This is a genomic window from Rhodococcus sp. NPDC057529 (assembly GCF_042802055.1).
GTDB lineage: Bacteria > Actinomycetota > Actinomycetes > Mycobacteriales > Mycobacteriaceae > Rhodococcus_F.
The window spans coordinates 184,098-208,641 of sequence record NZ_JBHVEY010000002.1 but is presented as its reverse complement, the minus strand read 5'-3'; the positions used below and the strand labels follow the sequence as shown (position 1 = coordinate 208,641).

Annotated in this window: 21 protein-coding genes and 1 pseudogene; 14 read left to right on the top strand and 8 right to left on the bottom strand. The window is 66.4% G+C overall.

Annotated features, from left to right (window positions below):
• The first annotated feature begins 89 nt into the window (after nucleotides 1-89).
• The 3 genes and pseudogenes from ACFU5V_RS04160 to ACFU5V_RS04150 form a co-directional block, all read left to right on the top strand.
• Entirely contained in the window at nucleotides 90-1,109 is a 1,020-nt protein-coding gene (locus ACFU5V_RS04160; RefSeq protein WP_378697098.1) for a methyltransferase, read from the top strand.
• A gap of 27 nt (nucleotides 1,110-1,136) precedes the next feature.
• Entirely contained in the window at nucleotides 1,137-2,264 is a 1,128-nt protein-coding gene (locus ACFU5V_RS04155) for a flavin-containing monooxygenase (protein WP_378440123.1), read from the top strand.
• A 135-nt stretch (nucleotides 2,265-2,399) separates the two neighbouring features.
• Nucleotides 2,400-3,095 (top strand): annotated as a pseudogene (locus tag ACFU5V_RS04150) (IS701 family transposase); the annotation flags it as partial.
• Here ACFU5V_RS04150 and ACFU5V_RS04145 read toward each other — a convergent pair.
• Nucleotides 3,077-3,433 carry a helix-turn-helix domain-containing protein gene (locus ACFU5V_RS04145; RefSeq protein WP_378697096.1) on the bottom strand — a complete coding sequence of 119 codons (357 nt, stop codon included), beginning with the start codon at nucleotides 3,431-3,433 and terminating at the stop codon, nucleotides 3,077-3,079. The pseudogene ACFU5V_RS04150 and the gene ACFU5V_RS04145 sit on opposite strands and share 19 nt — an antisense overlap.
• A gap of 188 nt (nucleotides 3,434-3,621) precedes the next feature.
• Between ACFU5V_RS04145 and ACFU5V_RS04140 the strand changes: the two genes are divergently transcribed.
• The gene (locus ACFU5V_RS04140) at nucleotides 3,622-4,821 is read left to right on the top strand and encodes a Fic family protein (RefSeq protein WP_378697094.1); all 1,200 of its coding nucleotides are present in this window, start codon (nucleotides 3,622-3,624) and stop codon (nucleotides 4,819-4,821) included.
• Between the two features lie 284 nt (nucleotides 4,822-5,105).
• A complete protein-coding gene (locus ACFU5V_RS04135) occupies nucleotides 5,106-5,279 on the top strand; it encodes a PAS domain-containing protein (RefSeq protein ID WP_378697573.1) in 174 nt (57 codons plus the stop codon).
• Between the two features lie 932 nt (nucleotides 5,280-6,211).
• On the opposite strand, the gene ACFU5V_RS04130 is transcribed toward ACFU5V_RS04135, so the two are convergent.
• Nucleotides 6,212-7,249: a hypothetical protein gene (locus ACFU5V_RS04130; protein WP_378697092.1), complete on the bottom strand. Its 1,038-nt coding sequence runs from the start codon at nucleotides 7,247-7,249 to the stop codon at nucleotides 6,212-6,214.
• Nucleotides 7,250-7,888: 639 nt separating this feature from the next.
• Between ACFU5V_RS04130 and ACFU5V_RS04125 the strand changes: the two genes are divergently transcribed.
• From ACFU5V_RS04125 to ACFU5V_RS04090, 8 genes are all read left to right on the top strand, one after another.
• Nucleotides 7,889-8,674 (top strand): SDR family NAD(P)-dependent oxidoreductase, encoded by a 786-nt coding sequence (locus ACFU5V_RS04125; RefSeq protein ID WP_378697090.1) that lies wholly within the window; start codon nucleotides 7,889-7,891, stop codon nucleotides 8,672-8,674.
• A 374-nt stretch (nucleotides 8,675-9,048) separates the two neighbouring features.
• A complete protein-coding gene (locus ACFU5V_RS04120) occupies nucleotides 9,049-9,753 on the top strand; it encodes a FadR/GntR family transcriptional regulator (RefSeq protein ID WP_378697088.1) in 705 nt (234 codons plus the stop codon).
• Nucleotides 9,754-9,965: 212 nt separating this feature from the next.
• The gene (locus ACFU5V_RS04115) at nucleotides 9,966-11,606 is read left to right on the top strand and encodes a GMC family oxidoreductase (RefSeq protein WP_378697086.1); all 1,641 of its coding nucleotides are present in this window, start codon (nucleotides 9,966-9,968) and stop codon (nucleotides 11,604-11,606) included.
• Nucleotides 11,603-12,028 (top strand): hypothetical protein, encoded by a 426-nt coding sequence (locus tag ACFU5V_RS04110; protein ID WP_378697084.1) that lies wholly within the window; start codon nucleotides 11,603-11,605, stop codon nucleotides 12,026-12,028. Before ACFU5V_RS04115 ends, ACFU5V_RS04110 begins: the two co-directional genes overlap by 4 nt.
• A 46-nt stretch (nucleotides 12,029-12,074) precedes the next feature.
• Nucleotides 12,075-13,556, top strand: a complete 1,482-nt coding sequence (locus tag ACFU5V_RS04105; RefSeq protein WP_378697082.1) for an aldehyde dehydrogenase family protein — start codon at nucleotides 12,075-12,077, stop codon at nucleotides 13,554-13,556.
• Nucleotides 13,557-13,618: 62 nt separating this feature from the next.
• Nucleotides 13,619-15,115, top strand: coding sequence for a gamma-aminobutyraldehyde dehydrogenase (locus ACFU5V_RS04100; protein ID WP_378697080.1), 1,497 nt, complete (start codon nucleotides 13,619-13,621; stop codon nucleotides 15,113-15,115).
• A gap of 75 nt (nucleotides 15,116-15,190) precedes the next feature.
• Nucleotides 15,191-16,237, top strand: coding sequence for a proline racemase family protein (locus tag ACFU5V_RS04095; RefSeq protein WP_378697078.1), 1,047 nt, complete (start codon nucleotides 15,191-15,193; stop codon nucleotides 16,235-16,237).
• Between the two features lie 242 nt (nucleotides 16,238-16,479).
• Nucleotides 16,480-18,015, top strand: coding sequence for an APC family permease (locus ACFU5V_RS04090; protein ID WP_378697076.1), 1,536 nt, complete (start codon nucleotides 16,480-16,482; stop codon nucleotides 18,013-18,015).
• Nucleotides 18,016-18,312: 297 nt separating this feature from the next.
• Here the strand turns inward: ACFU5V_RS04090 and ACFU5V_RS04085 are convergent, their stop codons facing one another.
• Entirely contained in the window at nucleotides 18,313-19,191 is an 879-nt protein-coding gene (locus ACFU5V_RS04085; RefSeq protein WP_378697074.1) for a dihydrodipicolinate synthase family protein, read from the bottom strand.
• Nucleotides 19,192-19,492: 301 nt separating this feature from the next.
• On the opposite strand from ACFU5V_RS04085, the gene ACFU5V_RS04080 reads away from it, so the two are divergent.
• Nucleotides 19,493-20,188: a response regulator transcription factor gene (locus ACFU5V_RS04080; RefSeq protein WP_378697072.1), complete on the top strand. Its 696-nt coding sequence runs from the start codon at nucleotides 19,493-19,495 to the stop codon at nucleotides 20,186-20,188.
• Between the two features lie 32 nt (nucleotides 20,189-20,220).
• Here the strand turns inward: ACFU5V_RS04080 and ACFU5V_RS04075 are convergent, their stop codons facing one another.
• The 5 genes from ACFU5V_RS04075 to ACFU5V_RS04055 form a co-directional block, all read right to left on the bottom strand.
• The gene (locus ACFU5V_RS04075) at nucleotides 20,221-20,877 is read right to left on the bottom strand and encodes a GntR family transcriptional regulator (RefSeq protein WP_378697070.1); all 657 of its coding nucleotides are present in this window, start codon (nucleotides 20,875-20,877) and stop codon (nucleotides 20,221-20,223) included.
• A gap of 85 nt (nucleotides 20,878-20,962) precedes the next feature.
• Nucleotides 20,963-21,397, bottom strand: a complete 435-nt coding sequence (locus ACFU5V_RS04070; RefSeq protein ID WP_378697069.1) for a WhiB family transcriptional regulator — start codon at nucleotides 21,395-21,397, stop codon at nucleotides 20,963-20,965.
• Complete coding sequence (locus tag ACFU5V_RS04065; protein WP_378697068.1) at nucleotides 21,384-21,980, bottom strand: short chain dehydrogenase; 597 nt, start codon at nucleotides 21,978-21,980, stop codon at nucleotides 21,384-21,386. Before ACFU5V_RS04065 ends, ACFU5V_RS04070 begins: the two co-directional genes overlap by 14 nt.
• Before the next feature lie 801 nt (nucleotides 21,981-22,781).
• A complete protein-coding gene (locus ACFU5V_RS04060) occupies nucleotides 22,782-23,732 on the bottom strand; it encodes an amidohydrolase family protein (protein ID WP_378697066.1) in 951 nt (316 codons plus the stop codon).
• Between the two features lie 118 nt (nucleotides 23,733-23,850).
• Complete coding sequence (locus tag ACFU5V_RS04055; protein WP_378697064.1) at nucleotides 23,851-24,480, bottom strand: TetR/AcrR family transcriptional regulator; 630 nt, start codon at nucleotides 24,478-24,480, stop codon at nucleotides 23,851-23,853.
• Between the last annotated feature and the right edge of the window lie 64 nt (nucleotides 24,481-24,544).

Sequence of the window (24,544 nt, the reverse complement as noted above, 5' to 3'; positions counted from 1 at the left end):
CAGGTTAGGGCTGCCTACCCCAGAAATCTGGGTGAATTCCCCAGGATTCAGGGATATGACGCAGAACCGACAACGACGACGCTGGTTTCATGACGATGACAGCCCATACCTCCGCCGAAACCGACCACGACCTGCCCAACCCGGAGCCAATCATGCAGCTGGCGTCCGGGTTCATGGCCGCCAAACACCTCTTCGCCGCCAGCGAACTCGGTTTGTTCGAGGCGTTGGGCGAGGGCCCCACCGACCTGCGTGGCCTGGCCGCCCGCACAGGGCTGACTGTCCGAGCCACCCGGATCAGCGCCGACGCCATGGTCGCGCTCGGTCTGCTCGAACGCCGAGGCGAACGGTATGTCAATACCGAGACGGCGGCCATGTTCCTCGCCGGCGGATCGCCCGCCGACCTGCGTCCGCTGCTGCGGTTCTGGGACAAGATCAGCTTCCCGGCGTGGGAAGACCTGGCCGGCGCACTCGCCCGCGGGCCGAAACGCGAGATCTTCGACCTCGACGCCGCCCTGCAACCCCTCGCCTCGATCGGTATCGAGGCGTTTTCGGCGGGCCCCTCGCTCGCCCTGCCGGACACGGTCGATCTGTCCGGCAGTCAGCGACTCCTCGACATCGGCGGCGGCACCGGCTCCTGGTCCATCGCGGTGGCGCGCCGCTGCCCGCAACTGAGCGCGACCGTGTTCGAGCTGCCGGCGGTTGCCCAGACCACGCAGGACCGCATCGCGTCGGTCGGGCTGGAGGGGCGAATCGACGTATGCGCCGGCGACGCGATGGCCGACCCGCTGCCCGCCGGATACGACGCCTTCCTGGTCGCGAACCTGGTGCACTGCTGGTCGACGGAGCAGAATCGTGTGCTGCTACAACGCATTCGCGACGTCGCCGCACCCGGCGCCACACTGTTGATTGCCGACTTCTGGACCGACCCCACCCACACCCAGCCGGTCGCGGCCGCCTTGATGGCGGGGGAATTCGCGGTCCACCTCGAACACGGCGACGTCTACAGCGTCGGAGAAGGCATTGCCTGGCTGCAGGACACTGGCTGGCGCTACCGCGACCATCGCTCGCTCACCGGCCCGATGAGCGTCATTGTCGCCGAAACCGCATGAAACAAGACGACATCCAAGGAGCACACGATGAGCGAGCATCAAGTCGCAATCGTCGGTGCCGGCACCTCCGGGGTCGCGGCGGCGGTGGCCCTCGCCGACCGTGGCATCAACCCGTTGCTGATCGACCGAGCCGACCAAGTCGGTTCGTCGTGGCACTCTCGTTACGACCGGCTGCGACTGAACACCGGTAGGCAGTTCTCCCACCTACCGAACCGCCCCTACCCCAAGGGCACACCGACCTTTCCCACGAGGCAACAGGTGATCGAGCATCTCGAGCGGCACGCGCGCGGGGACGGGATCGAGCTGCGCCTGGGCTGCCCGGTGGAACGACTCGACCTCACCGGCGGGCACTGGCGGTTGACCACCGCTGCCGGTTCCGTCGACGCTGCCGAGGTGGTGGTCGCGACCGGCTTCGATCATGAACCCTTCGTCCCGGACTGGCCCGGACGCGGGGACTGGCGGGGTGCACTGGTCCATTCCTCGCAGTACCGGAATCCCCTACAGTACAACGGGAAACGGGTCCTCGTGGTGGGAGCGGGCTGCTCGGGCATGGAAATTGCCTACGACCTCGCCACCGGAGGCGCGGCAAAGGTCTGGCTTTCGGCTCGCACGCCGCCGAACATCATGCTCCGCCAGGGACCTGGTGGCATACCGGGAGACTTCATCGCGACGCCGCTCTACCATGCCCCGGTCCCTATCGCGGACGCAATCGCACGGTTCGGCCGGGAGAGGAGCATCGGCGACCTGCGCGAGTTCGGATTGCCGATCCCCGACGAGGGGATCTTCGCCCGCAGCGCCCGCCTCGGCGTGGCACCGGCGATCGTCGACAAGGAGCTCATCGCCGCGATCCGGGACAGGTCCATCGAGGTCGTTCGCGGAGTCGAGTCACTCGACGCGGACAGCGTGTGGCTGGTGGACGGTGTGCGAATCGACCCGGAGGCGATGGTCTGCGCGACGGGGTTCCGCCAGGAACTCGACAAGCTGGTCGGGCACCTCGGCGTACTGGACGAGCGAGGTTGGCCGCACTCCACCGGTGAAAAGCCGGCCGCCGAGAGGTTGCGTTTCATCGGGTTCGTGCCCAGGCCGTCGCAGATCGGGTTCGCGGCGAAGCAGGCTCGCCGCGCGGCCAGAGCGATCGCGCGGGAACTGCGGTGAGCGTCGGCGGTAGGGTTCTCCCGCAGCCGTGTGGCGTGCTTCCAGCGTTCGTCGTGGTCCAGCGGCCGGGACGGGCCGTGCCACCGGACGGCGGGGTACCCGATCGCACAGCCGCGTTGTGCTGTGGCCCCACCGGCGCCGGGCGTGGCCCAGCATTACTCGGGCACCCTCGGCAAGGTCGGCAACTGCCAGATCGCGGTCAGCGTGCACGCCGCCACCGACGCGGCATCCGTCCCAAATGGGAAATGGCGATCGAGATGATCGACGAGCTGATCGAGTGGGGCCGGATCCCGCCGGCGGTGGTCGCGGATGCCGGCTACGGCGACACCACCGCCTTCCGGCTCGCACTGACCGACCGGGGCATCGACTAGGTTGTCGCCGTCAAGGGCGCCACCAGCGACCCATCCGTACGACGCGGTCCCTGAGACCGCGGCGTACACCGGACGCGGGCGGCCGCCGACACCCCGCTACGGACGGCAAAACCAGCCCGAACAACCCCACTGCGGTGATGCGCTCGCAGTTCGCCGCGCTGCGGATCCGCCCGGCGAACCGGGACATCCCGCGCGCCGAGGACGGCACCCTGCCCGCGGTCTGGTTGCTCGCGGAATGGCCGACCGGAGCGGACGAGCCCACCGACTACTGGCTCGCCACGCTCCCGAGGACACTCCGCTGCCCGAACTTGTGCGCCTGGCGAAGGTCCGCTGGCGCGTCGAGCACGACTACCGAGAACTGAAAACCGGTCTCGGACTAAATCATTTCGAGGGCCATTCCTGGCTCGGCTGGCACCACCACGCCACCCTGGTGGTTGGGGTTCATCGGCGCAGTGTGTGAGATGGCGGTTCGCCGAACTTCTGTTGGTAGGCCTTGGCGAAGCGTCCGAGGTTGTTGAAGCCCCACCGGTATGCAACGTCGCTGACAGTCGTGGCGTCACTGGTGGCGGTGAATAGCTCGGATCGGACGCGTTCCAGGCGAACATTGCGTACGTAGGCCGACGGGCTCATCTCGTAGTGGTCGCGGAAGAGGTTCTGTAGTTGGCGCACAACGACTCCGGAGATGTGGGTGAGTTCGCTGATGGTGTTGGGACCCTGGGTGTGGTTGACGACGTCTATGACTTTCTGCAATGCCTTCGGATCATCGGGGCGGTCGTCGGTGTGGAGTGCTTCGGTCATGGAGTGGCTGGTTGATCAGCAGTCCCGTGATGAGAGCGCGTTCGAGCTGGTCGACGTGTGCGGTGAGCGCGGAATTGGGGATGGGTGCGGGGAATCGTCGGTTCGCGTCTGTTCATCATGATCCGTTTCTCCACGAGCAACCCACCCATACCATCGGATAAATTACTAACCAATAGTATGGTTCGGATATGACATCGGTTGATGACGGGCAGCGATGGCCGCCCGTCGCCCACGAGGAGCATCCCTGGATCAGCGCCACCGGCGACTACGGATCTCGACGCGAACGTCGCCTCACCACCGGCCCCTACCGCGCCGCGGTACCGCCATTCATCGCGAACCGGACCCTCTCGCTGAACAGCGAACTGCAGGCGCTGACGGAGGAAGCGGCGACCGAACTCACCCGCTTCGACGCCGAGGTCGGCCACATCACCGCCCCGTTCGCATCCATTCTGCTGCGCACCGAGAGCGCATCGAGTTCAGAGATCGAGAACCTCACCAGCGGAGCACGCCAGATCGCGCTGGCCGAACTCGGCGAGCACGCCTCCCGCAACGCCCGCCTGATCGTCGGAAACGTCCGCGCCATGCAGGCCGCATTGGAGTTGTCCGACCGCATCGACGCCGACGCGATCCTGCAGATGCACCGAGCACTGCTCGAACACGGCGATCCGAACATCGCCGGCCGATGGCGGCAACAGCAGGTCTGGATCGGCGGCGGAAACCTCGGACCACACACCGCGCAATTCGTCCCCCCACACCACGACCGCGTTCCCGAACTGATCGACGACCTGACCGCCTTCGCCGACCGGGTCGACGTACCCGTGGTCGCCCAGATAGCGGTCGCCCACGCACAGTTCGAAACCATCCACCCGTTCCCCGACGGCAACGGGCGCGTCGGCCGCGCCCTGATCCAGGCGATGCTGCGCGGCGGACAGCTCACCCGCAGCGTCGCCGTACCGGTGTCCGCAGGCTTCCTGCACGACACCGCCACCTATTTCCGAGCCCTCGACGAGTACCGGTCGGGCAACCTCGAGCCGATCATGCGGTCGATCGCGGAAGCATCGTTCGCCGCCATCGCCAACGGCCGCACCCTCGTCCGGGACCTGGAAACGGTTCGAGCCGACTGGCGCACCCGGGTGACGGCGCGACGAGACGCAGCGGTACACCGCCTCGCCGACCTCCTCCTTCGCCAACCGGTCGTCGAGAGCAAACTCGTCACCTCCACGCTGGGGGTCACCGGCGCCAACGCGCAAATCGCGATCGACCGCCTGGTCGACACCGGAATACTCACCCAGATCACCGACGGACGACGCAACCGAATCTGGCAAGCCAAGGACGTCATCCAGGTCCTCGACGAATTCGCCGCCCGCGCCAAACGCCGCCGAGGATGAATGTGGTAGGTCCGCACTCCCGACTGTGGGAATCGGGACACCGCCACACGACTGCGCCGATCCAATACGCGCCCCCGGCCGTCCCGGCAGGTCTGTCCGATACCGGCCAAGTCCACCCTCGCCGATCCGCTCGCACGCAGTCTCCCGGTGCCGGCATTCGCCGGTGACCGAGCCGAGCCCGCCATCGACGTGATCGACCCGAGACCCGGTGGCGAAGGGAAGGCATCCAGGTCAGCGTGGCGGTTCCAGAGGGGTAGGCGGAGCCGGCCTTCACGTGCTCGGACATCATCTACAACATCTCGCCCACACCCGAGCATGCGATCCGGACGATCGCGAACAATCTCTCCGGCCGGAAGGTGGGCGACTCGGTCACCGAGCTCGGCCTGCGACGAATCGCCGATCCCGACTACCCCACCGTGATCCACGCCAGGGCGAGTACATCGGCGCACTGTGCCTGAACCTGGACGTGTCGATGCTGTCGCCGCTGACACTGGCCTTGTCGAATCTCGTTGCCCTTGGGCCGCGGTACATCCGCTCCGGCAACCACGCTACGTCAACGCTGAGCAAGTTCGAAAGATATTGCATCTGAGTACTTTTGCAATGTCGTCACGGCCACGTTGCGAACGCTGCAACAGGACGGCACCGACAAACACACACCACCCGAACCACCGCGGGATCGATACGAATCGAATCGACGACGGTTCAAACGGGCGAGGCACCACGGACAATGACTGCGTCGCTGTTCCCGATGCTCCGCGCCGAGAAACTGGCGAGTCGCTGCGCCCCCATGGATCCTCTGCGCCACTCGTAGGGGTTGCCCACCGTTACCGCACCTCATCCAGCGCTACACGGACCCCACCTCGCCCGGCTGCTTGTGCCCACCCAGACCGCCGAAGCCACCTGATGCGACCACCGCCGCCCGCGGCCTCTGGGCCCTGGGCCCCTGGGCCCTGGGCCCTGGGCCCTGACCACCCTCGGCGCCATCAACCCCTGCACCGCCGCACGGTTCCGCCAACACTGACCGACCGGAAACCCCCGAACCCACGCCGCTACCACCCACCCGACGCCCGCACCGCACGACCTGACGCCCTTGACACATCCCAAACTCACCTCTCCCCGCGCCTCGCTTACCGCCGCCGCGCGACAGTTCGCCACCGAGTTCGGGTTCGCCGCATCAGGTGTCGTCGAGGTCGACGCAACCATCGAACCCACTCGCGGACACCGCCACAGGGCACTCCGACGCGGACGATGTCGACGACGCCGACGAATTCGGGAACACGCCCACCAAGTCGCACCCCGACCCAACGCTCGACTGCCGCAGACGAACCCCGAATCCGGCCGGAACGCGATTCATGACGTCGACCCGCTCTCGGGGCACCGGTGTGCACCGCTACGGTGTCGGGGGCCGATCGGGTGCGCGGAGGGCGACCGTGGTGGCGAGGACGGCCAGCGCGAACACGATCATCACCGGCCAAGGAGCGAGGGTGGCTTGGACCATCGTGCCGAGCACCGCTCCCAACACGGTGGACACCACCGCAGCGACCGCCGCGGCGAAGCTGATCAGTACGGCACGGCGCTCTTCGGTCGCGAAAGCACTCATCCACGACACGGTGGCAGCGCCGATCGCTGCGTTCGCCAGCGTGGCGAGGAAGAACACCACGCCGTGAATCCACAGTTGCTCTCCGCCCGGGAATGCTTCATTGGCAAGGCACACGAGGGCAGCGACGCCGTTGATCGCGCCGCTCAGCACGAGCATGCCGCGCACTCCGCGCCGGGTGAAGACACGACGCCACAACACCGCACCAACAAACAGGCCCCCGGCCGAGCTGATCACGAGTATGTGCAGGCTGCCGGCCTTGTCGCCGTGAGACATCGCCGCCCGCAGGGAGAAGAACGTCATGCTCAAACTGATCGGCACGAACACGATCTGGGTCGCCAGGAACAATCGGTACCAGCTGCGGGTCCGCACCACGGTGACGCCTTCGCGATAGTCGTCGACGAACCGTTGGGGCGGCCGCAGTGCTCCCGACGTCGTCGGCCCGACGAGTGTCGCTGCCGCGCACGCCGCCACCATGGCGGCCGCACCCAACCACAGCACGTCGATGCGACTGTCGGCCGGGTCCCGCGCGGACACCAGGGGAAGGATCATCAGCGTCGCCACGACCGTCAATATCGCACCGACCGCTTCTTGGGTAAGCAGGAGGTGGTTACGTCGTGGTCGGTCGAGCATGCGCGAAATGATCTCGGCGTAGGCATTGTTCGCCATTCCCATCGCACAACCGATCACCGCCGAGGCCAACAAGAAGACCGGGGCGACGAGAACACCACGCAGGTCCGCCGCTGCGATACACGAGGTCAGAACGGCGATAGTCGCGGCGGCCGCCGCGATGACCATGTTCTGCCGGCGCCGCGACCGCGCGACAACCATCGGTGATAACACATTTCCGGCAATGAATCCGATACTGAATATGGGATACAGCAAGCCAGCAGCCCAGTAGAGGCCTTTCTGAGCCAGCAGAAACGGCAGAACCGCCGACACACTAGCCATCTGCGCACCTACCGAATAGGACGCGCCGAACGCCAACAACACGGGGTATCGACTCGTCCCAGATGTCACCGCACACACCACCCCTTCGCTCCGCGATGGACTGTAACCGGCGCCGACCGTTACTGGCTCGGAACTTGCTCGTGCACAGGCACGCGGAAGCCCACCACGACGATGCGCTGCGAATTCTTCAGCACCGCTCGACACATCCTTGCAGTTCCGGCAGGCACCACACCGGCCGCCGAGACTGCCGCCGAGACGGTCACGTCAGCTTCGAATCTTCGCACGATCAAGTGTGGGCACTTCCGTAACGGCAGATGAGCGGGACATAAGTAGGTTGCGCAAACCTGGACCACCGGCCGCTTGCCACGGTAGGTTCTCGGGCAACAACCAATCTCCCATCCCAGTCAGCGATCCCGAACCGAGTCATTCGCGGAACCCCACGAGTGCCCGGTGTCGAAACCCTGGGGAAATCTCGCAACGGGACCGTCGTTCGCGATCTCATCCTTTTCGAGGAGCCACATGCTCTCTTGCACAGCTAAATCCGGACTCGTCACCGGCGCTTCCGGTGGTCTCGGCCGGGCAACAGTGCTGGCGCTGGCCGCCCACGGCGCCAACGTCATCGCCCTGAGCCGCAACGCCGACACCTTGCAGGAAACCGCGCAGATGGCCCGGGGTCTGCACGGGACCGTCGTCACCTTACAGGCCGATGTCACGGACGAACCGAGCGTGGTCGACGCCCTCACACAGGTGGAGACCAGCTTCGGAACGCTCGACTTCGTGGTCAACAATGCCGGACGTCAGATCGAACGGAACTTTCTGGAGACCACGAACGAAGACTGGGACGCCATCGACCTGACGAACGTGCGCGGCCCCTTCTGGGTGTGCAAACATGCCGCAGCCGCGATGCTGCGACACGGGCGCGGAGGAAGCATCGTCAACATCGCCTCCGTCCTGTCGGTGAGCGCAGACCCGATGCTGACCGCATATACCGCCAGCAAGCATGCGGTTCTCGGACTCACTCGCAGCATCGCCGTCACACGCCAACTGGCGCGCGCCGGAATCCGCGCCAACGCAGTGCTTCCCGGTGACATGAATACCCCGATGGTCCAGCAGTACTTTGCTGCCCATGCCGACCCTGAGCTGGCACGGCAGGAAGTTGCCTCCGCCTATCCGGTGGAGCGGATCGCCGAACCCGCGGAAGTCGCAAATGTGGTGCGGTTCCTCGTCTCGGACGACGCGTCGTTCGTCAACGGCGCGGCCATCGTCGTCGACGGCGGACTCGGCGCGGCGCTGTACACGAACTGACCCGCGGCATACAGGGGTGTGCCGGGTAGTCGGGCTCATTCGGAGCAGTACGGCCTTGTCGTTGCACGACTCTGCAAGGTAGGCCTCGGCCTCGTCGGGCCCGAGATATCGGCGCGCGATCGGGCGGACGTCCTCGCGTGTCGTTGCGTCGACGATCGTGGCCGGTCCCTCCGCGCTGACGTACCGATACGGCGGGTTTCCGCCCTGGACCGCGAGAGCCGGACGGAGAACCGGCCCGCTTCCTGATCGGACACAATGACTGGCCATATTTGGCAGATGTCTTACCATGGAATGGAGCAGGCACGGCAACGTACGAGGAGGCAAAGGTGAGGGACTTCAGGCCGGTACGGAGCCGAAGCGCGGGCGGTGACGTCATGCACCAGATCATCGACCGCATCAAGTCCGGCGAGCTGCGCGAAGGCGATGTCCTGCCCGGGGAGCGGGTGCTCGCCGCACAGATGGACGTCTCGCGTCCGACGGTCAGCAGCGCGATCTCCAAGCTCGTCGAGGCGGGCATCCTCCGCAGCCGCCCGGGTCGGCACGGCAACCCCGAGGTGATCTCGATCTGGATTCCCGAGGGACTCGAGAATTTGCCGGAGACCGACCCGCTCCAGGCGGACGAGATCTTCCGCATCCTGGAGGCGCGCAAGACCCTCGAGCCGCGCGTGGCGCAGCTGGCCGCCGTGCGCGCCACGGACGAGCACTACCAGCTGATGCAGCACTCGATCGATCTACTGCGCGCCCACAAGGACAACCTCGCACGGGCAGCTCAGGCCGAGCTGCTGTTCCACCGGACCATCTGGCGCGCCGCGGGCAACCCGTCCCTCGAGGCGATGATGAAGGGACTGGAAAAGGAGCTCGCCCCCGTCCACGACATGATGCTGCGCACCCCGGAAGACTACGAATGCGGGGTGGAGTTGCACGAAGCGACGCTGGCGGCGCTCAAGCGGGGCGACCCTGTAGAGATCGAACAGGAGATGTACCGGCATCTCGGCCATTTCGAGAGCATCGTCGCGGACGTTCTCCAGCGAACCCCGCACCGGCAACTGCCGGCCTTCCTCACCGCCGGCGTCCACTGACCCACTCCCCCTTTACCCCATTCCTGAGGCGGATGATCTGACGATCATCCGCCTCAGTTGCATTTATCTTGCCAAAAATGGCCAAGTTAATTATCCTCTTAGGTGTGATCGGCGTCTCGGCGCCGCGTGAGTGAACTGACGAGCGAATGCGCGACCTGCGGTTGCCGCTCCGGTACGACCCAAGGCCCGCGTGGCCGGGAGGAGATATCCCGATGACAATCGGCGATGGGACACCTACACCTTCGGATCGGGCGGATGTCCTGATCATCGGCGCCGGCCCATCCGGCGGTGTCGTGGCCGAGCACATGGCCCGGCACGGGTTCTCGGTGGTCTGCCTGGAGCAGGGCCGCTGGGTCAACAGCGGCGAGTTTCCTGCCGTCAAGCCGGAGTGGGAGTTGCTGGCGCAGAAGCAGTGGTATCCCGAACCGAACGTGCGCGGCAACGCCGAGGACTATCCGACGAACGTGTCCGAGTCGGACGTCTCGCCGGTGATGTTCGCGGGTGTCGGGGGCAGCACGCTGATCTACAGCGCGCACTGGATGCGCCTGCTGCCCTCCGACTTTCGGGTCAAGACCCTCAACGGTGTCGCCGACGACTGGCCGATCACCTATGAGGACCTCGCCCCGTACTACGACCGGATGGACGCCGCCGTCGGCCTCGCCGGCCTCGAGGGTGACCCGATGTACCCCGACGGCATGGTGCCGCCGCTGCCGCCGCATCCGATCGGCAAGATCGGGCGGATCGCGGCCCGCGGGATGAACAAGCTGGGCTGGCACTGGTGGCCCTCCCCCAACGCGATTGCCTCGCAGAAGCATGGTGAGTTCGCGCGCTGTGCCCGATGGGGCACCTGCGAGACCGGTTGCCCGGAGGGTGCGAAGTCGTCCTTCGATCTCACCCACTGGCCGACCGCCATCCGGCACGGTGCCCGGTTGATCACCGGCGCCCGGGTCTCCACGATCACCGTCGACGCCAAGGGTCGCGCGGACGGCGCCGTCTACGTCGACGCCGCCGGCCGCGAGCACCGGCAGAAGGCCCGCCTGGTCGTCGTCGCCGCGAACGGTATCGGCACCCCACGACTGTTGCTGCTCTCCGCGCACGGCGGCGCCTCGAACGGGCTGGCGAACTCGTCCGGGCTCGTCGGCAAGAGGCTGATGCTGCACCCGAACGCCGAGGTCACCGGCATCTATGACGAGCCGCTCGACAGCTGGCTGGGGCCGGCCGGGCAGGCCATTCACTCGCTCGAGTTCTACGAGACCGACGCCTCCCGCGGCTTCGTCGGCGGCGCGAAGTGGCAGGTCATGCCCATCGGCGGGCCGCTGCGCGCACTGTCACTGCACGACCGGCGTCCGTTCGCCGAGAAGTGGGGGCCGGCGGTGCACGACCGTATGGACGAAACGCTCGGCCGGGGCCTGCAGTGGGGCATCAACTCGCAGGACATGCCGGAGGAGAGCAACCACGTCGATCTCGACCCGACGCTCACCGACTCGAACGGCATCCCCGCTCCGCGTGTGCGCTACCGGTTGTCGGAGAACACCAAGAAGCTCCTGCAATTCAACCTCGCACGCGCCGTCGAGGCGCACGAGGCCGCCGGAGCGGTCCGCACGGTGGCCACCGACCTGTGGCCGGAGCAGCCCGGGCACCTGCTGGGCACGGCCACGATGGGCACCGATCCCGCCACGTCGGTGGTCAACGAGTGGAACATCGCGCACGACGTGCCGAACCTGGCGATCGTCGACGGCAGCGTGATGCCCACCTCGGGGGCGGTCAACCCGACCGCAACCATCACGGCACTGGCGCTGCGTGCCGCCGAACACCTGACGAACAACGCACGCTGGCAGGAGATTTCCGAATGACACACCTGAGCGAGCAGGAACGGCAGACGCTCTGGCGCGTCGCCGACGTCCTCATCCCCGCCACCGCGACCCGGCCCGGCCTCCGCGACGCCGACCCCGACGGACTCTGGCTCGAACGGGCCCTGACCGCACGCTCGGACCTGGTCGGTGCGCTGCAGACGGAGCTGGCACAACTGGAGACGGTCCCCGACCTCGAACCGGCCGTCGTCGACCTGCACGAGAGCGACCGGGCGCGGTTCGAGGTGCTGGCGACCGCGGTCAGCGGCGCCTACTACCTCATGCCCGCGGTCCGAGAGCTGATCGGCTACCCCGGTCAGCACCGCACCCCGCCGCGCCTGGAGGAGGCCGCCGAGGAACTCTCCGACGAGGTCTTCGAGGCAGCGATGAACTACCCCGGCTCCTACCGGCCGACACCTCGATAGCCCCGTCACCCCCCTAGACCTGCCCGAAAAGAAAAGGACCTCACCCATGACCCTCTCCACGATCGGATCCGACCAGCGTTCGGTGCTGCACAAGCTCGCCGGACGAGTGACCGGCAACTTCATCGACGGCCGCTGGACCCCGTCGGGCTCGCCCGACACCATCGCGGTGCTCGACCCGTCCACCGGCCGCGAAATCGGCACGGTCCCGGCCTCGTCCGCTGCCGACGTCGACGCCGCGGTGGCCGCCGCCCGCACCGCGCAGCCCGGGTGGGCGGCCCTCACCCCCGCGGCCCGCTCGAAGTTCCTGCTCGACATCGCCACCCTGACCGAGGAACTGCTCGAAGAGATCTCGATCATCGAGGCGGTCGATGCAGGCAAGCCGATCACCGCGGTCCGGGACGAGGAACTGCCCGGGGTGATCGACGCGATGCGGTTCTTCGCCGGCGCCGCCCGCACCCTGCCGGCCCCCTCCAGTGGTGACTACCTCGAGGGTGTCTCCTCGATCATGCGCCGCGAACCGGTCGGCGTCGCCGCCGGCATCACGCCGTGGAACTACCCGCTGCTGCAGGCGGTCGCCAAGGTGTTCCCGGCCCTCGCCACCGGCAACACCTACGTCCTCAAGCCCGCCGAGACCACTCCGTACTCGACCGCGTGGCTCGCCGAGATCGTCGCCCGGGTGCTCCCGGACGGGGTGTTCAACGTGGTCTTCGGCACCGGCGCCGTCGCCGGTGACGCCCTGGCCCGGCACCCGAAGGTCGACGTGGTCTCGTTCACCGGATCCATCGAGACCGGCCGCAAGGTCGGCATCGCGGCCGCCGACGGCGTCAAGAAGGCCGTCATGGAGCTCGGCGGCAACTCCCCGGTAATCGTGTTCGGCGACGCCGACCTCGAATCCGCGCTCGACGCGATCGCGATCGGCGGGCTGTACAACACCGGCCAGGAGTGCATGTCCGCAAGCCGGGTCATCGTGCACGCGTCCCTGCTGGATGCATTCGTCGACGGATTGAAGGCGCGATGCAGCCGCGAAAAGCTCGGCGACGTCCTCGACCCCACCACCACCATCGGGCCGCTGAACTCGGCCCAGCAGCGCGACCGGGTGCTCGCCAAGATCGAGGCCCGCACCTCCGGCGCCCGCGTGGTCGCCGGCGGCGAGAACTGTGAGGGTGACGGGTTCTTCTTCCCGCCGACGATCGTCGTCGGTGTCGCCGACGACGAAGAACTGGTCCAGGAGGAGATCTTCGGACCGGTGTTCACCGTGCAGACCTTCGAGACCGAAGAGCAGGCGATCGCGCTGGCCAACGGCACCCGGTACGGACTGGCGTCGTCGGTGTTCACCAGCAACGTCGGTATCGCCACCCGCGTCCAGAACGCTCTCAACTTCGGCACCGTGTGGGTCAACAACCACCTGGTCTTCGCCGCGGACCTGCCCGTCAGCGGATTCGGGGCCTCGGGCATCGGCACCGAGAACGCCGAGGCCGGGCTGCTCGAGTACACCCGCCTCAAGCACGTCATGGTGGACAACCGCTGACCTGCCCGCCGCGACCCCGACCCGACCACCCTCCCCTGTCCGGAAGAAACGAAGGAATCACTGTGGCGCAACATATCTGGGACCGCCCCGCGCAGTACATCGGTGGCCGCTACCGTGACGGCAAGTCCGCCGACACGTTCGACGTGCTCGACCCGTCCACCGGTCGGACCGTCGTCACCGGCCCCCTGGCATCGACCGAGGACGTCGACGACGCCGTCACCGCCGCCGCCGGCGCCCTACCGGACTGGGCCGGCGCCACCCCCGCCCACCGCTCCGAGGTGATGACCCGGTGGGCCCGCGAACTCGAGACGATCGCCGATCAGCTCGCGACCGTGGAGTCGGCGCAGGCCGGTAAGCCCATCAAGCTGACCACCGAGTTCGACGTGCCGGGCAGCATCGACAACGTCGCCTTCTTCGCCGGCGCGGCGCGCAACCTCGAGGGCAAGGCCTCGGGCGAGTACTCGGGCGATCACACCTCGACCATCCGCCGCGAGCCGATCGGCGTCGTCGGTTCGATCGCGCCGTGGAACTACCCGCTGCAGATGGCCGCGTGGAAGATCCTGCCCGCGATCGCCGCCGGCAACACCATCGTCCTCAAACCCGCCGAGATCACCCCGCTGACCTCGTTGCTGTTCGCCGAGACCGCCACCCGCGCCGGAATGCCGGACGGGGTGATCAACGTGATCACCGGCAAGGGCACCACCGCCGGCCACGCACTGGTGACCCACCGCGACGTCAGCATGGTCTCGTTCACCGGCTCCACCCCGGTCGGACACAGCATCGCCGCCGCCGCGGCCGGCAAGCGGCTGCACCTGGAACTGGGCGGCAAGGCCCCGTTCGTCGTCTTCGACGACGCCGACCTCGAGGCTGCCATTCAGGGGGCGGTGGCCGCGTCGCTGATCAACACCGGTCAGGACTGCACCGCCGCGACCCGCGCCTACGTCCAGCGCCCGCTGTTCGACCGGTTCGTCGACGGCGTCGCTGCCGTGATGGACACCGTCCGGCTCGGCCCCACCACCGATCCGTCCACCGATCAGGGCCCGCTGGTCTCGCGCCGTCAGCAGGAGCACGTCGCCGGGTTCGTCGACCGCGCCCGCGCCGGCGGGGCCACGGTCGTACGGGGCGGGACCATCCCGGGTGGCGACCTCGCCGACGGCTTCTATTACGAGCCCACCCTGGTCGTCGGCGCCGGACAGGACAGCGAGATCGTGCAGCAGGAGATCTTCGGCCCCGTCCTGGTCGTGCTCCCCTTCGATCACGACGACGAGGGCATCGCGCTGGCCAACGACACCCCGTTCGGTCTGGCGGCGTCGGCGTGGACCCGGGATCTGTACCGGGCGCAACGCGCCACCCGCGACATCGCCGCCGGGTGTGTGTGGGTCAACGACCACATCCCGATCATCAGCGAGATGCCGCACGGCGGATACAAACAGTCCGGCTACGGCAAGGACATGTCGACGTACTCGCTCGACGAGTACACCAACATCAAGCATGTGATGTCGGATATCACCGGCGTCGCCCGCAAGGACTGGCACCGGACGATCTTCGGTGACCGGTAAGTCCGTCCGCCCGTCGCGGGTATCCGAAAGACAACCTCAGCGCGCGTCGGTAGCGCCGAAAGAAGAGAGCGAACAATGCGATTCAGCCGCGTACTCAATGTGGTCAACTGCCACGCCGAAGGCGAGGTCGGGAACGTCATCGTCGGGGGCATCGGCGACGTTCCCGGCCAGACGATGTTCGACAAGCGCGTCTACCTCGAGGAGAACCTCGATCAGATCCGCCAGCTGATCCTGTTCGAGCCCCGCGGTGCGGCGGTGCAGAACGCCAACATCATCCTGCCCTCCAACCACCCCGACGCCCCCCTCGGCTACGTCATCCTCGAGTCGACGGAATACCCGGCGATGTCCGGGTCGAACACCATGTGCGTGGCGACCGTGCTGCTCGAGACGGGGATGCTGCCGATGACCGAGCCGGTCACCGAGGTGGTCCTCGAGTCCCCCGCCGGCCTGATCAAGGTGCAGTGCGAATGCAAGGACGGCAAGGTCGAAAACGTTCGGCTCACCAACCAGCCGGCCTTCGTCTACCACACCCAGGTGCCCCTCGACGTCCCCGATCTGGGCAAGCTCACCGTCGACATCGCCTACGGCGGAATGACCTACGTCGTCGTCGACGCCGCCGAAGCAGGTTTCGACCTGGTGCCCTCCGAGGCTCGCGCACTGTGCGAACTCGGCCAGCGCATCAAGAAGGCCGGCGCCGAACAGTACGAGGTCAAGCATCCCGAAAACCCGGAGATCCCCGGCATCACCCAGACGGTCTTCACCGGGCCGCTGTCCCGGCAGACCGACGAGAGCGGCGAGTATCTGACGTCGAAGAACGCCGTCGTCGTCTCCCCCGGCCGGATCGACCGATCCCCGTGCGGCACCGGCACCTCGGCACGAGTGGCGGTCCTGCACGCCCGCGGCGACCTCGCCGTCGGCGAACGGTTCGTCCACGAATCGCTGATCGGCACCAAGTTCGACTCCCGCGTGGAGTCCGTGACCACCATCGGCGGGTACGACGCGGTCGTCCCCAGCGTCGCCGGACGGGCCTGGATCACCGGTACCACCCAGCTCGGACTCGACCCCAGCGATCCCTTCCCGAACGGATACACCCTGGGCGACACCTGGCTCACTGCGCTCTGAACAAACACAACACAGAACACCGAACGAGACTGCACGCCCCCACATGTGGGGGCGTGCAGTCTCGTTCTCTCGCAGCCCCACCCCGGTCACACAACATTATCCGTGACGTATTGCCAAAAATGGCTAGTTGAATTAACCTTAATGGCACAGTGACATGCATCACTGAGAGGTCGAGTTGAAGTCGATCCGCACACTGCGTCGATCTTCGATTCACTCGGTCGGTCCCCATCCCCGGAGGAAACATGCTAGAGACGCGCGATACGGGTAACAGCCGCGAAGTCGCCCCCCATGGAGATGACGAGCATCTCCGCGCCCTCGGTTACGAACCGAAATTCGAGCGCAAGATGAACCTGTGGGCGAACTTCGCCCTCGGCTTCATCTACTTGTCCCCGATGGTCGGCGTGGTCTCGATCTTCGCGCTGGGAATCTCCACTGCCGGACCGCCGGCGGTGTTCTGGATCTTCATCGTCGGCTTCGGCCAACTGCTGGTCGCCCTGGTCTTCGGTGAGGTCGTCTCCCAGTTCCCGCTCGCGGGCGGCCTGTATCAATGGGCGCGCCGGCTCTGGAACGGCCAGTACGCCTGGCTGATGTCGTGGGTCTACATCTGTGCCATCACCATCGGCATCACCACCACCGCCATGTTCAGCTCCGACTTCATCGCAAGTCTGCTGTTCGGCACCGCGGACGAGCCGTCGGTCTCGGCCACCGGGCTGCAGAAACTGATCATCACCCTGTCGGTGCTGACCGTCTGCCTGCTGTTCAACCTCACCGGCACCAAGACCCTCGCCCGGATCTCCGTCGTCGGCCTGACCGCCGAACTCATCGGCGTCGTCGCGATCGGCCTGTACCTGCTCATCTTCCAGCGCAAGCAGCCCTTTTCGGTCTTCTTCGACACCATGGGCGCCGGTGGCGGGCAGAGTTACATCTACGCCTTCATCGGAGCATCACTGGTGGGCCTGTACATGTTCTACGGCTTCGAGGCCTGCGGCGAGGTCGCCGAGGAGACCCCCAACCCGGCCCGCGCCATTCCTCGCGCGATGGCGTTGACGGTTCTCGTCGGCGGTGGCGCCGCCCTGCTCGCCTTCTCCGGATTCGTCCTCGCCTGCCCGGATCTGGCGGCCGTCGTGGCCGGGGAGGACGCCAACCCCATCCCGACGATCCTGCAGGGCAGCCTCGGCACGGTCGGATCCAAGGCGTTCCTCGTCATCGCACTGACCTCGTTCCTGGCCGGTGTGATGGGCCAGCAGACCGCCGTCAGCCGCCTGGTGTACTCGTTCGCCCGCGACGACATGTTCCCCGGCAGCCACTTCTTCGCCCGCACTTCCTCGAGCCACATCCCGGTCAACGCCCTGCTGGGCATCAACGTTGCACCGGTGCTGCTCACCGTCTTCGTGTACTTCTTCCCCGACTCCCTGTTCCGGATCGCCGCATTCCAGGTCATCGCCGCCTACTTCGCCTTCCAGATGGTGGTCCTGGCCGCGCTGCGGATGCGATTCAAGGGCTGGAAGCCCGGCGGACCTTGGACCCTGGGCAAATTGGGCCTCGCCGTCAACATCGCCGCCCTGGTCTACGGCATCGTCGCCATGATCATCCTGGCCCGGCCCAGCGGCGACGAGAGCCTACCGTTCGTCGACCGCTGGATCGCGCTGATCGGGTTCTCCATCATCACCGTCGCCGGGTTCCTCTACCTGGTGATCGCAAAGCCGGGCGCCGACTCCACCGCACCCGAAGGTGACGCCATCGAGGTCGCCGAACGGCTCCGCGCCGGCCGCGCATGAGACCGTACCGCTACGCCCAGTAGGCCGAAATCCGAACGGCGGGAGACGAAGTCACGACTTCGTCCCCCGCCGTTCTGCCGTGCATCAGTGCGCACCGCCGTGGTGAACACAGGAGAACAGACCGGCGCTGCATCCGCCACACCCCGAGGGAACCCCGGCCCAGGACCGCCCGTCATCTGCCGGTTCCGGTGTGGCCGATGCGACTCCCCGAGTCGAAAAAAGCCCGCCCACAACGATGATCGCCGGCCCCGTGTCGGAGCCGGCGATCGTCGATATCGGCGGGACGGTGCGTCCCCGTTACAGTGCCGCGAGGGCCTTTTCGAGCTCGCGGAGGCGCGGGCCGGTCAGTGCGGCACCGGGCGCCCGCTGCGGGCCGGCGGGGTGACCGACCAGCTCCATCCCGGCCTTGACGGCCGCGGTGTATCCACCGCTGACGAGGGTGCTCATCACCGGGAACAGCTTGGCCCACAGCGTGCGGGCCAGCGCGAGGTCGCTCGCCGCGATGGCGTCGTACACATCGACCAGCTGACGCGGCACCACGTTCGCCGCACCGATGACCGAACCGGCGGCACCCTCGAGCAGGGCCGCGTAGAAGAGAGTGTCCCAGCCCACGAACACCGAGACCTTCTCGCCGAACTCGTGGATGAGCTGCGCCGCGGCGGTGAAGTCACCGCTGGTGTCCTTGACGTATTTGACGTTGGGCACCTCGTCGATCAGCTCGCCGAGGATCTGCGGGGTCAGGTTCACCCCCGTCGCCGCCGGCAGGTTGTAGGCCATCACGGGGATCGACACCGATCCGGCGACGTCCTTGTAGTAGCTCTTGACCTCGTCGATGCTGAACGGCTCGTAGTACGGCGCCACCAGCATCAGCGCGGTCGCACCCGCCTTCTCCGCGTGCCGGGACAGCGCGAGCGCCTCGGCGGTGCTGGTCGCCCCGGTGTGCGGTACCACCGGCACCCGCCCTGCGGTCTGCTCGAGCACCACCTCCAGCGCGCATTCGCGTTCGCCGCGGCTCAGGGCGAAGAATTCGCCCGTCGACCCCAGCGGAACGAGCCCGTGAATCCCGGATTCGATGGTGCGGTCGACCAACCGGCGCAGACCGGCCTCGTCGAGCTGCTGATCCTGGGTGAACGGAGTGGCGACCGCCGAGTAGACGCCCTCGAGATCTTCTGACATGGATACCTCCTGGGGAGCAAGTGACCCATTAATGGTAAGTGAAACTTGCCAAAAACGGCAAGCGTGGGATGTAATCGAGGTCACGATGAAGCCGGGAAGTGTCCCCGACGAACGAGACCGTCCCCAGGGCAGCCACCGGCGCCCCCGAGCAATCCGGAGTTCGTAGAGATGAACGTGACCGCAGGTGAGCCTTTCTCACCTTCCTGGGCGGTGCTGTGCCGAGACCTTCTTCGCGAGATGTGTTGCAGCATGCCGTTGCAGATGTCATCGCCGTTGGCGCTTCCCGAAGAGGATCGGATCCGTGACCTGCCTCGCGTCAGATGAGCTCACACAACCCTCGGTCCTGCTGGTGGGCCTCGGGTCGCCGACCCTGCTGAGCAAGCTCGGCGCCCACGGTCTTCGAGTGTCCTGCACCGACCGCCGCGACCTGACACCTGGCAGGCTCGACGCGCTGCGCCCCGATCTGATCGCCTATTTTCAACGCGAGGGGGACGAGATCACGTCCATGGTGCAACGGCAGCGACTCGACGGAATCGGTGCCGGAATCTGTGTCATCAGCAGCACGGCGTCCAGCGCCGACCGCATCGCCATCCTCGATGCCGGCGCCGACGATCACGTGGTGATGCCCTGCACCGTGCCCGAACTCGCAGCACGGTTCCGTGCCGTCCTCCGTCGTGTGCGCTGGACACCGATCGAGGACCTCGTCTTTCCCGCGATGACCATCAGCCTGATCGGGAGAACGGTGTACTCCCACGGCCACTGGGTCGAGGTGAGCCGACAGGAATTCGATGTCCTGGTCGTCCTCGCCAACAAGGCCGGGCGCGTCGTGTCCCGCGAAGACCTCCTCCGCACCATCTGGGCGGTGCCGGCGTCGATGGCAGCACGGTCGAACGTGCTGAACGTGTGCATCAGTTCGTTGCGCGGCAAGCTGGAGGCCACCGGGGCCGCACGAATGATCCACACTGTCCGGGGGATCGGGTACGTCTTTCGGGCATGATCCGGCCATCCCCGGGCGCGACATCGAGGCAGTCAGGTCGCGGCGCGACGCGCGGCCAGCAGAGCGACCAGTTCGCGCGCACTGCCGATCGTGTGCACCGTGAAGGCGGCGCGAATCTGCTCCAGGTCACGGGTCTCGAAAGCCTCGATCAACGCGGCATGCACCGCGTGGGCGCGCGTGGGATCGGCGCGCGTGTACTGGTCGTGCAGCAGCGCAATGGTGATGTGCGCTTCCGTGACCGGCCACAGCCGCATCAGCAGGAAATTTTCCGACGCCGCCCAGATACTCCGGTGAAACGCCAGGTGGGCCTCGTGATAGACGAGCGGATCGGGATCGAATGCGCGGGCTTCGAAGTCGCGCCACGCCTGCAGCACGAGTTCCATCCGACGCCCGGACGCGTCGGCCAAGATCGCCGACACTGCCTGCATGTCGAGCGCCATCCGCGTTTCCGCGATATCGAGCAGTGCCGCATCGTCGAGCGAGGCCACCCGCAAACCCCGATAGGGCTCCTGGACGAGCAGGCCCTCCTGGGCCAGCTGACTCAGCGCCTCCCGGACGGTCGGACGACTCACGTTCAATTCGGAGGAGAGTCGCGCCTCGGTGAGCTTCTCCCCGGGCTGCAGCGAACCGAGCACGATGGCGCGTTTGATCTGCGCGATCACACCGTCGCGACGTGTGGTGGTGGCCACCGGCAGGAGAGCAGCGTCACGGTGTTCCGGCATACATCCTCCTCGTTACCGATGCCCTGGATACAACAATGCCCCGACCGGCCGATCAGTGCGAGACCGACCGAGAATTCCGTGCCACCGCGAAACGCCCGCGGCGCTCATGGTTTCGCCGTTCCTGAGCGGTCATACCACCCCAGATGCCGTGCCGCTCCTTGGTCACCAATGCGTAGTCTGCGCAGTGACGCGCCACCGGGCAGGCATCACACAGCTGCTTCGCGGATTGTTCACGCCTCACCCGAACATGTTGCGCTTCACCGTCTTGCGGGAAGAACAACTCGGTATTCGAACCGCGGCACGCCGAGAACTGCTGCCACTGGGCGTTGCCCAGATCCGCTTCGCCGGACACCGTTACCGGCGGGTGCCGGTAGATCGATTGGCCACCGGCCCGTCCCGCCCCGCCATGCCCCGCACCCACACGCGGTCCGTCCGACCGTTGCCGATACGGCGCCACGCGGCGGGCCCGCAGCTCAGTCGAGTTCATAGATCCGCCCCGTGTGAACACCTTCCACCGACTTCACGAACGCCCGGGCCACATCGGCAGCCGGTACAGGCGCGAATCCGGGAAAGAAATCGCCGTATACGTCGAGGGCTTCTGTGACCACCGTCGGGCTGACCGCGTTGATGCGGATGCCCCGCGGCAATTCCGTCGCTGCCGCGCGCACAAAGGACTCGAGCCCTCCGTTGACGGTTGATGCCACGGCGCCGGAACGGATGGGCTCGCGGGCGAGAATGCCCGATACCAGCGTGAACGATCCGCCGTCGGCGACGAACGGGAGACCGCGGAGCACCAGGTCGATCTGCCCGAGCAACTTGTTCGCGATACCGGCCCGGAAGTGGTCCGTCGTCAGGTCTTCGAACTGTGGAAACGGCGTCGATCCCAACACACTGATTACCGCGTCGACGGTGCCGACCTGCCCGAACAGGCGATCAATCGATGATCCGTCACCGACATCCACCCGATACTCACTCGCCCGAGAGGCCACCAGCACGTCGTGCCTACCCCTCAGCGCTTCCACCACAGCCGCACCGACCTTGCCGGTACCGCCCGCCACGAGAATCCGCATGCCATCTCCCGAATCGCAGTTTGCTTACCATTAATGGTACATCAAACTTACCTTTTTCAAGCGTTCGCACACCGCGGGAGACTGCAGGCCTCCCCAGCAGCCTCGTTACGGCAGATCTTTCACCTGCGCGAGATTCTCGGCGGACGTGCTCCTACCGCGCACGCTTCTTACAGCAGACACCCGAACGAACCGGCGGCGCCATCCAGCGAATTCTTATCGGCGCTCCTCGGGAAGGTTGTTCGCACAGCCGCGCCGCGGACATCTTCACTCCCCGTGCGGCATCCATCGCTCTTGCTGCGGCCGTCCCCCTCCCGCTGCTGATTGCCGGGACCGCGCGGCGACACCGCAGGACGTCTCCGTGACCACCCGAACGGCGGGGGTGCGTCGCGATCGCCGATCGCTTGCTCGAGGTGATATCGGTGCGGAACTGACCGGCGGCGGAATGCGCGAAAAGACGCCCGCGCGCGCAGGGTGACGTCCGATAATCGACACAGGTCGGGGGCGACCCGAGAGATGGTGCCCGACGATCGGACTCGGCAAAAGCTTGTACGTCTGGTTCCCGTTTCTCTACCCGATAGTGCAGTGGTGAACCTCCTGGCACTGACCAACCAACCCGAAACGGTGTAGGACCAGCTGTGGGGGGTGGGGTTTCTCGGGTAACCGGGCTGTCGCGGCGTTGCCACTAGGACCGCCGGAGCGGGAACACTCGAGAGGGCCGGTAGCCGCGTTGGGAGACGACTCACCCTGAATGGTCGATCAGACCCACGCGCCAACCAGATCCGACGACATCTCGATGGTCTCTCAGCGAACACCAGCGGGTTCAGTGTGCGCAAACAGAGCTTCGGCGTTGGTGCTGTTGATCGCGTCTCGGGTGCCCTGGTCGAGGGTTTCGTTGCTGTCGAGCAGACTATTGAAGTAGGCGCCGGCCATCGCAGGCGCGAACGGCCAGTCGCTGCCGTACAGCACACGGCCCGGTTGTGCGAAGGCGAGCAGGCTGGGCAGGGCGGCGGGACTGCCGGACAGAGCCGTGTCGTAGTAGAAGTCGGCGAAGTCGCGCAGTGCCTCCAACGGATCGCGAGCGCCGGTGGCGACCATTGCCAGTGAAATCCGATGGGATGCGTAAGGAAGGAAACCACCGGCGTGCGAGAGGATGAACCGTAGATTCGGGTAGCGGCGAAGGACGTTGTTCTTGACGAGGTTGAACGCGGCGCGGGTGGTGTCGAGCAGGAAGTCCATCGCGAAGGACGGGATGCCGTCGACCGACGGTCCCGGGAGTTCACCGGGGTGGACGAGCACGATCGCGTGGTGCAGGTCGAGTATTTCCATCAGCGGATCGAATGCGGGATCGCCCAGGTACTGGCCGCAAGAATTGGCGAGCAGGATCACTCCGTCGGCATGCAGGGTGGAAAGCGCGTGCTCGGCCTCGACGATCGCCCCCTCCACGTCGGGCAGTGTCAGTGTGGCGAAGAAGCCGAACCGGTCCGGGTGCGCCTGTACGACCTCAGCCGTGTAGTCGTTGACCACTCGGGACATGGTGCGTGCCTCGGCGTCGTCTCCGAGGTGCACGCCCGGGGTCGAGACGGACAGGACGGAGCGAGTGATCCCGAACTGCTCAGCGACCTCGAGCGCACCGTCAATGGTCCAGTGCGGCAAATCGATACCACCGGCGCGGCCGACGTTGTGGGAGTTGAGCCACTTGCGGTAGTCGGGAGGAACAATGTGCTGGTGCACGTCGATACGTTGGGGAATCATGGTGGTCCTAGTCGGTCGTGGCGTGTGATGCGTGGCGAACCCGAGCGTGGTCGTTTTCGCCTTTCGGTGGGGCTTCGAGCAAAGTTGACCTGCTCAACGGCGTAGGCGCCGGCGAGGCTCAGGCGGTTCCTTCCGATGCGGTCAGGCGAACCGCCGCGTCGTACAGGAGGTGCGCGTGCAGTTCGAACAATTCGAGAAGGTCGATGCTGTCGCCGCCGATTTCCTTGGCTATGAACAGCCCGTCCGCCGCGGCCATCGAATACGTGGTCAGCAGCTGAATCGAATGCTCTGCCAGGTCAGGGGCGAACTCACGTATCGTCTGGGCGATGTGGCGCTGTGCGTCCTCCCGCACCGCGAGGAACACTGTCCGGGCTTTCGCTTCGACGGGTCTGTGCTCGAGGGTGAGCATCAGACCGAGTCGTAGAAAGTCCGGTGAGTCCAGCAGCGCCTTGGCGACCTGCGACGCCAGGGCCGAGAGTCGCTCGCGCGGGCTGTCTCCGTCCGGCACGGACCACGCGGTGAGCCAGGTTCCGAAGCTGCGCTCGATGACTGCGGCGATCAGTTCGTCTTTGTCCTTGAAATGCCAGTAGATCGAACTCGCGGGCAGTCCGCTCTTCTTGCTGACCAGCGCAATGCTGGTGCCGTCGTAGCCGCGTTCGGTGGCCACTTCCACGGCCGCGTCGAGGATTTTCAGGCGTGATTCCTCACCGTTGGCGCGGCGACGGCGGGGCTTCGTCTCGTCGGTCACGATCTCCTCCTCGGGTTCGCGGTGTGTTGACTCTCTCCTACTTCCACCTTACTGTAGTGATCAC

Excerpts from the sequence above, each read along its gene's own strand:
- ACFU5V_RS04130 (WP_378697092.1), bottom strand. The coding sequence starts at position 7,249 with ATGGTTGTCGCGCGGTCGCGGCGCCGGCAGAACATGGTCATCGCGGCG.
- ACFU5V_RS04090 (WP_378697076.1), top strand. The coding sequence starts at position 16,480 with ATGCTAGAGACGCGCGATACGGGTAACAGCCGCGAAGTCGCCCCCCAT.
- ACFU5V_RS04145 (WP_378697096.1), bottom strand. The coding sequence starts at position 3,433 with ATGACCGAAGCACTCCACACCGACGACCGCCCCGATGATCCGAAGGCA.
- ACFU5V_RS04120 (WP_378697088.1), top strand. The coding sequence starts at position 9,049 with ATGCACCAGATCATCGACCGCATCAAGTCCGGCGAGCTGCGCGAAGGC.
- ACFU5V_RS04115 (WP_378697086.1), top strand. The coding sequence starts at position 9,966 with ATGACAATCGGCGATGGGACACCTACACCTTCGGATCGGGCGGATGTC.
- ACFU5V_RS04110 (WP_378697084.1), top strand. The coding sequence starts at position 11,603 with ATGACACACCTGAGCGAGCAGGAACGGCAGACGCTCTGGCGCGTCGCC.
- ACFU5V_RS04105 (WP_378697082.1), top strand. The coding sequence starts at position 12,075 with ATGACCCTCTCCACGATCGGATCCGACCAGCGTTCGGTGCTGCACAAG.
- ACFU5V_RS04095 (WP_378697078.1), top strand. The coding sequence starts at position 15,191 with ATGCGATTCAGCCGCGTACTCAATGTGGTCAACTGCCACGCCGAAGGC.
- ACFU5V_RS04160 (WP_378697098.1), top strand. The coding sequence starts at position 90 with ATGACGATGACAGCCCATACCTCCGCCGAAACCGACCACGACCTGCCC.
- ACFU5V_RS04060 (WP_378697066.1), bottom strand. The coding sequence starts at position 23,732 with ATGATTCCCCAACGTATCGACGTGCACCAGCACATTGTTCCTCCCGAC.
- ACFU5V_RS04155 (WP_378440123.1), top strand. The coding sequence starts at position 1,137 with ATGAGCGAGCATCAAGTCGCAATCGTCGGTGCCGGCACCTCCGGGGTC.
- ACFU5V_RS04125 (WP_378697090.1), top strand. The coding sequence starts at position 7,889 with ATGCTCTCTTGCACAGCTAAATCCGGACTCGTCACCGGCGCTTCCGGT.
- ACFU5V_RS04085 (WP_378697074.1), bottom strand. The coding sequence starts at position 19,191 with ATGTCAGAAGATCTCGAGGGCGTCTACTCGGCGGTCGCCACTCCGTTC.
- ACFU5V_RS04070 (WP_378697069.1), bottom strand. The coding sequence starts at position 21,397 with ATGAACTCGACTGAGCTGCGGGCCCGCCGCGTGGCGCCGTATCGGCAA.
- ACFU5V_RS04065 (WP_378697068.1), bottom strand. The coding sequence starts at position 21,980 with ATGCGGATTCTCGTGGCGGGCGGTACCGGCAAGGTCGGTGCGGCTGTG.
- ACFU5V_RS04140 (WP_378697094.1), top strand. The coding sequence starts at position 3,622 with ATGACATCGGTTGATGACGGGCAGCGATGGCCGCCCGTCGCCCACGAG.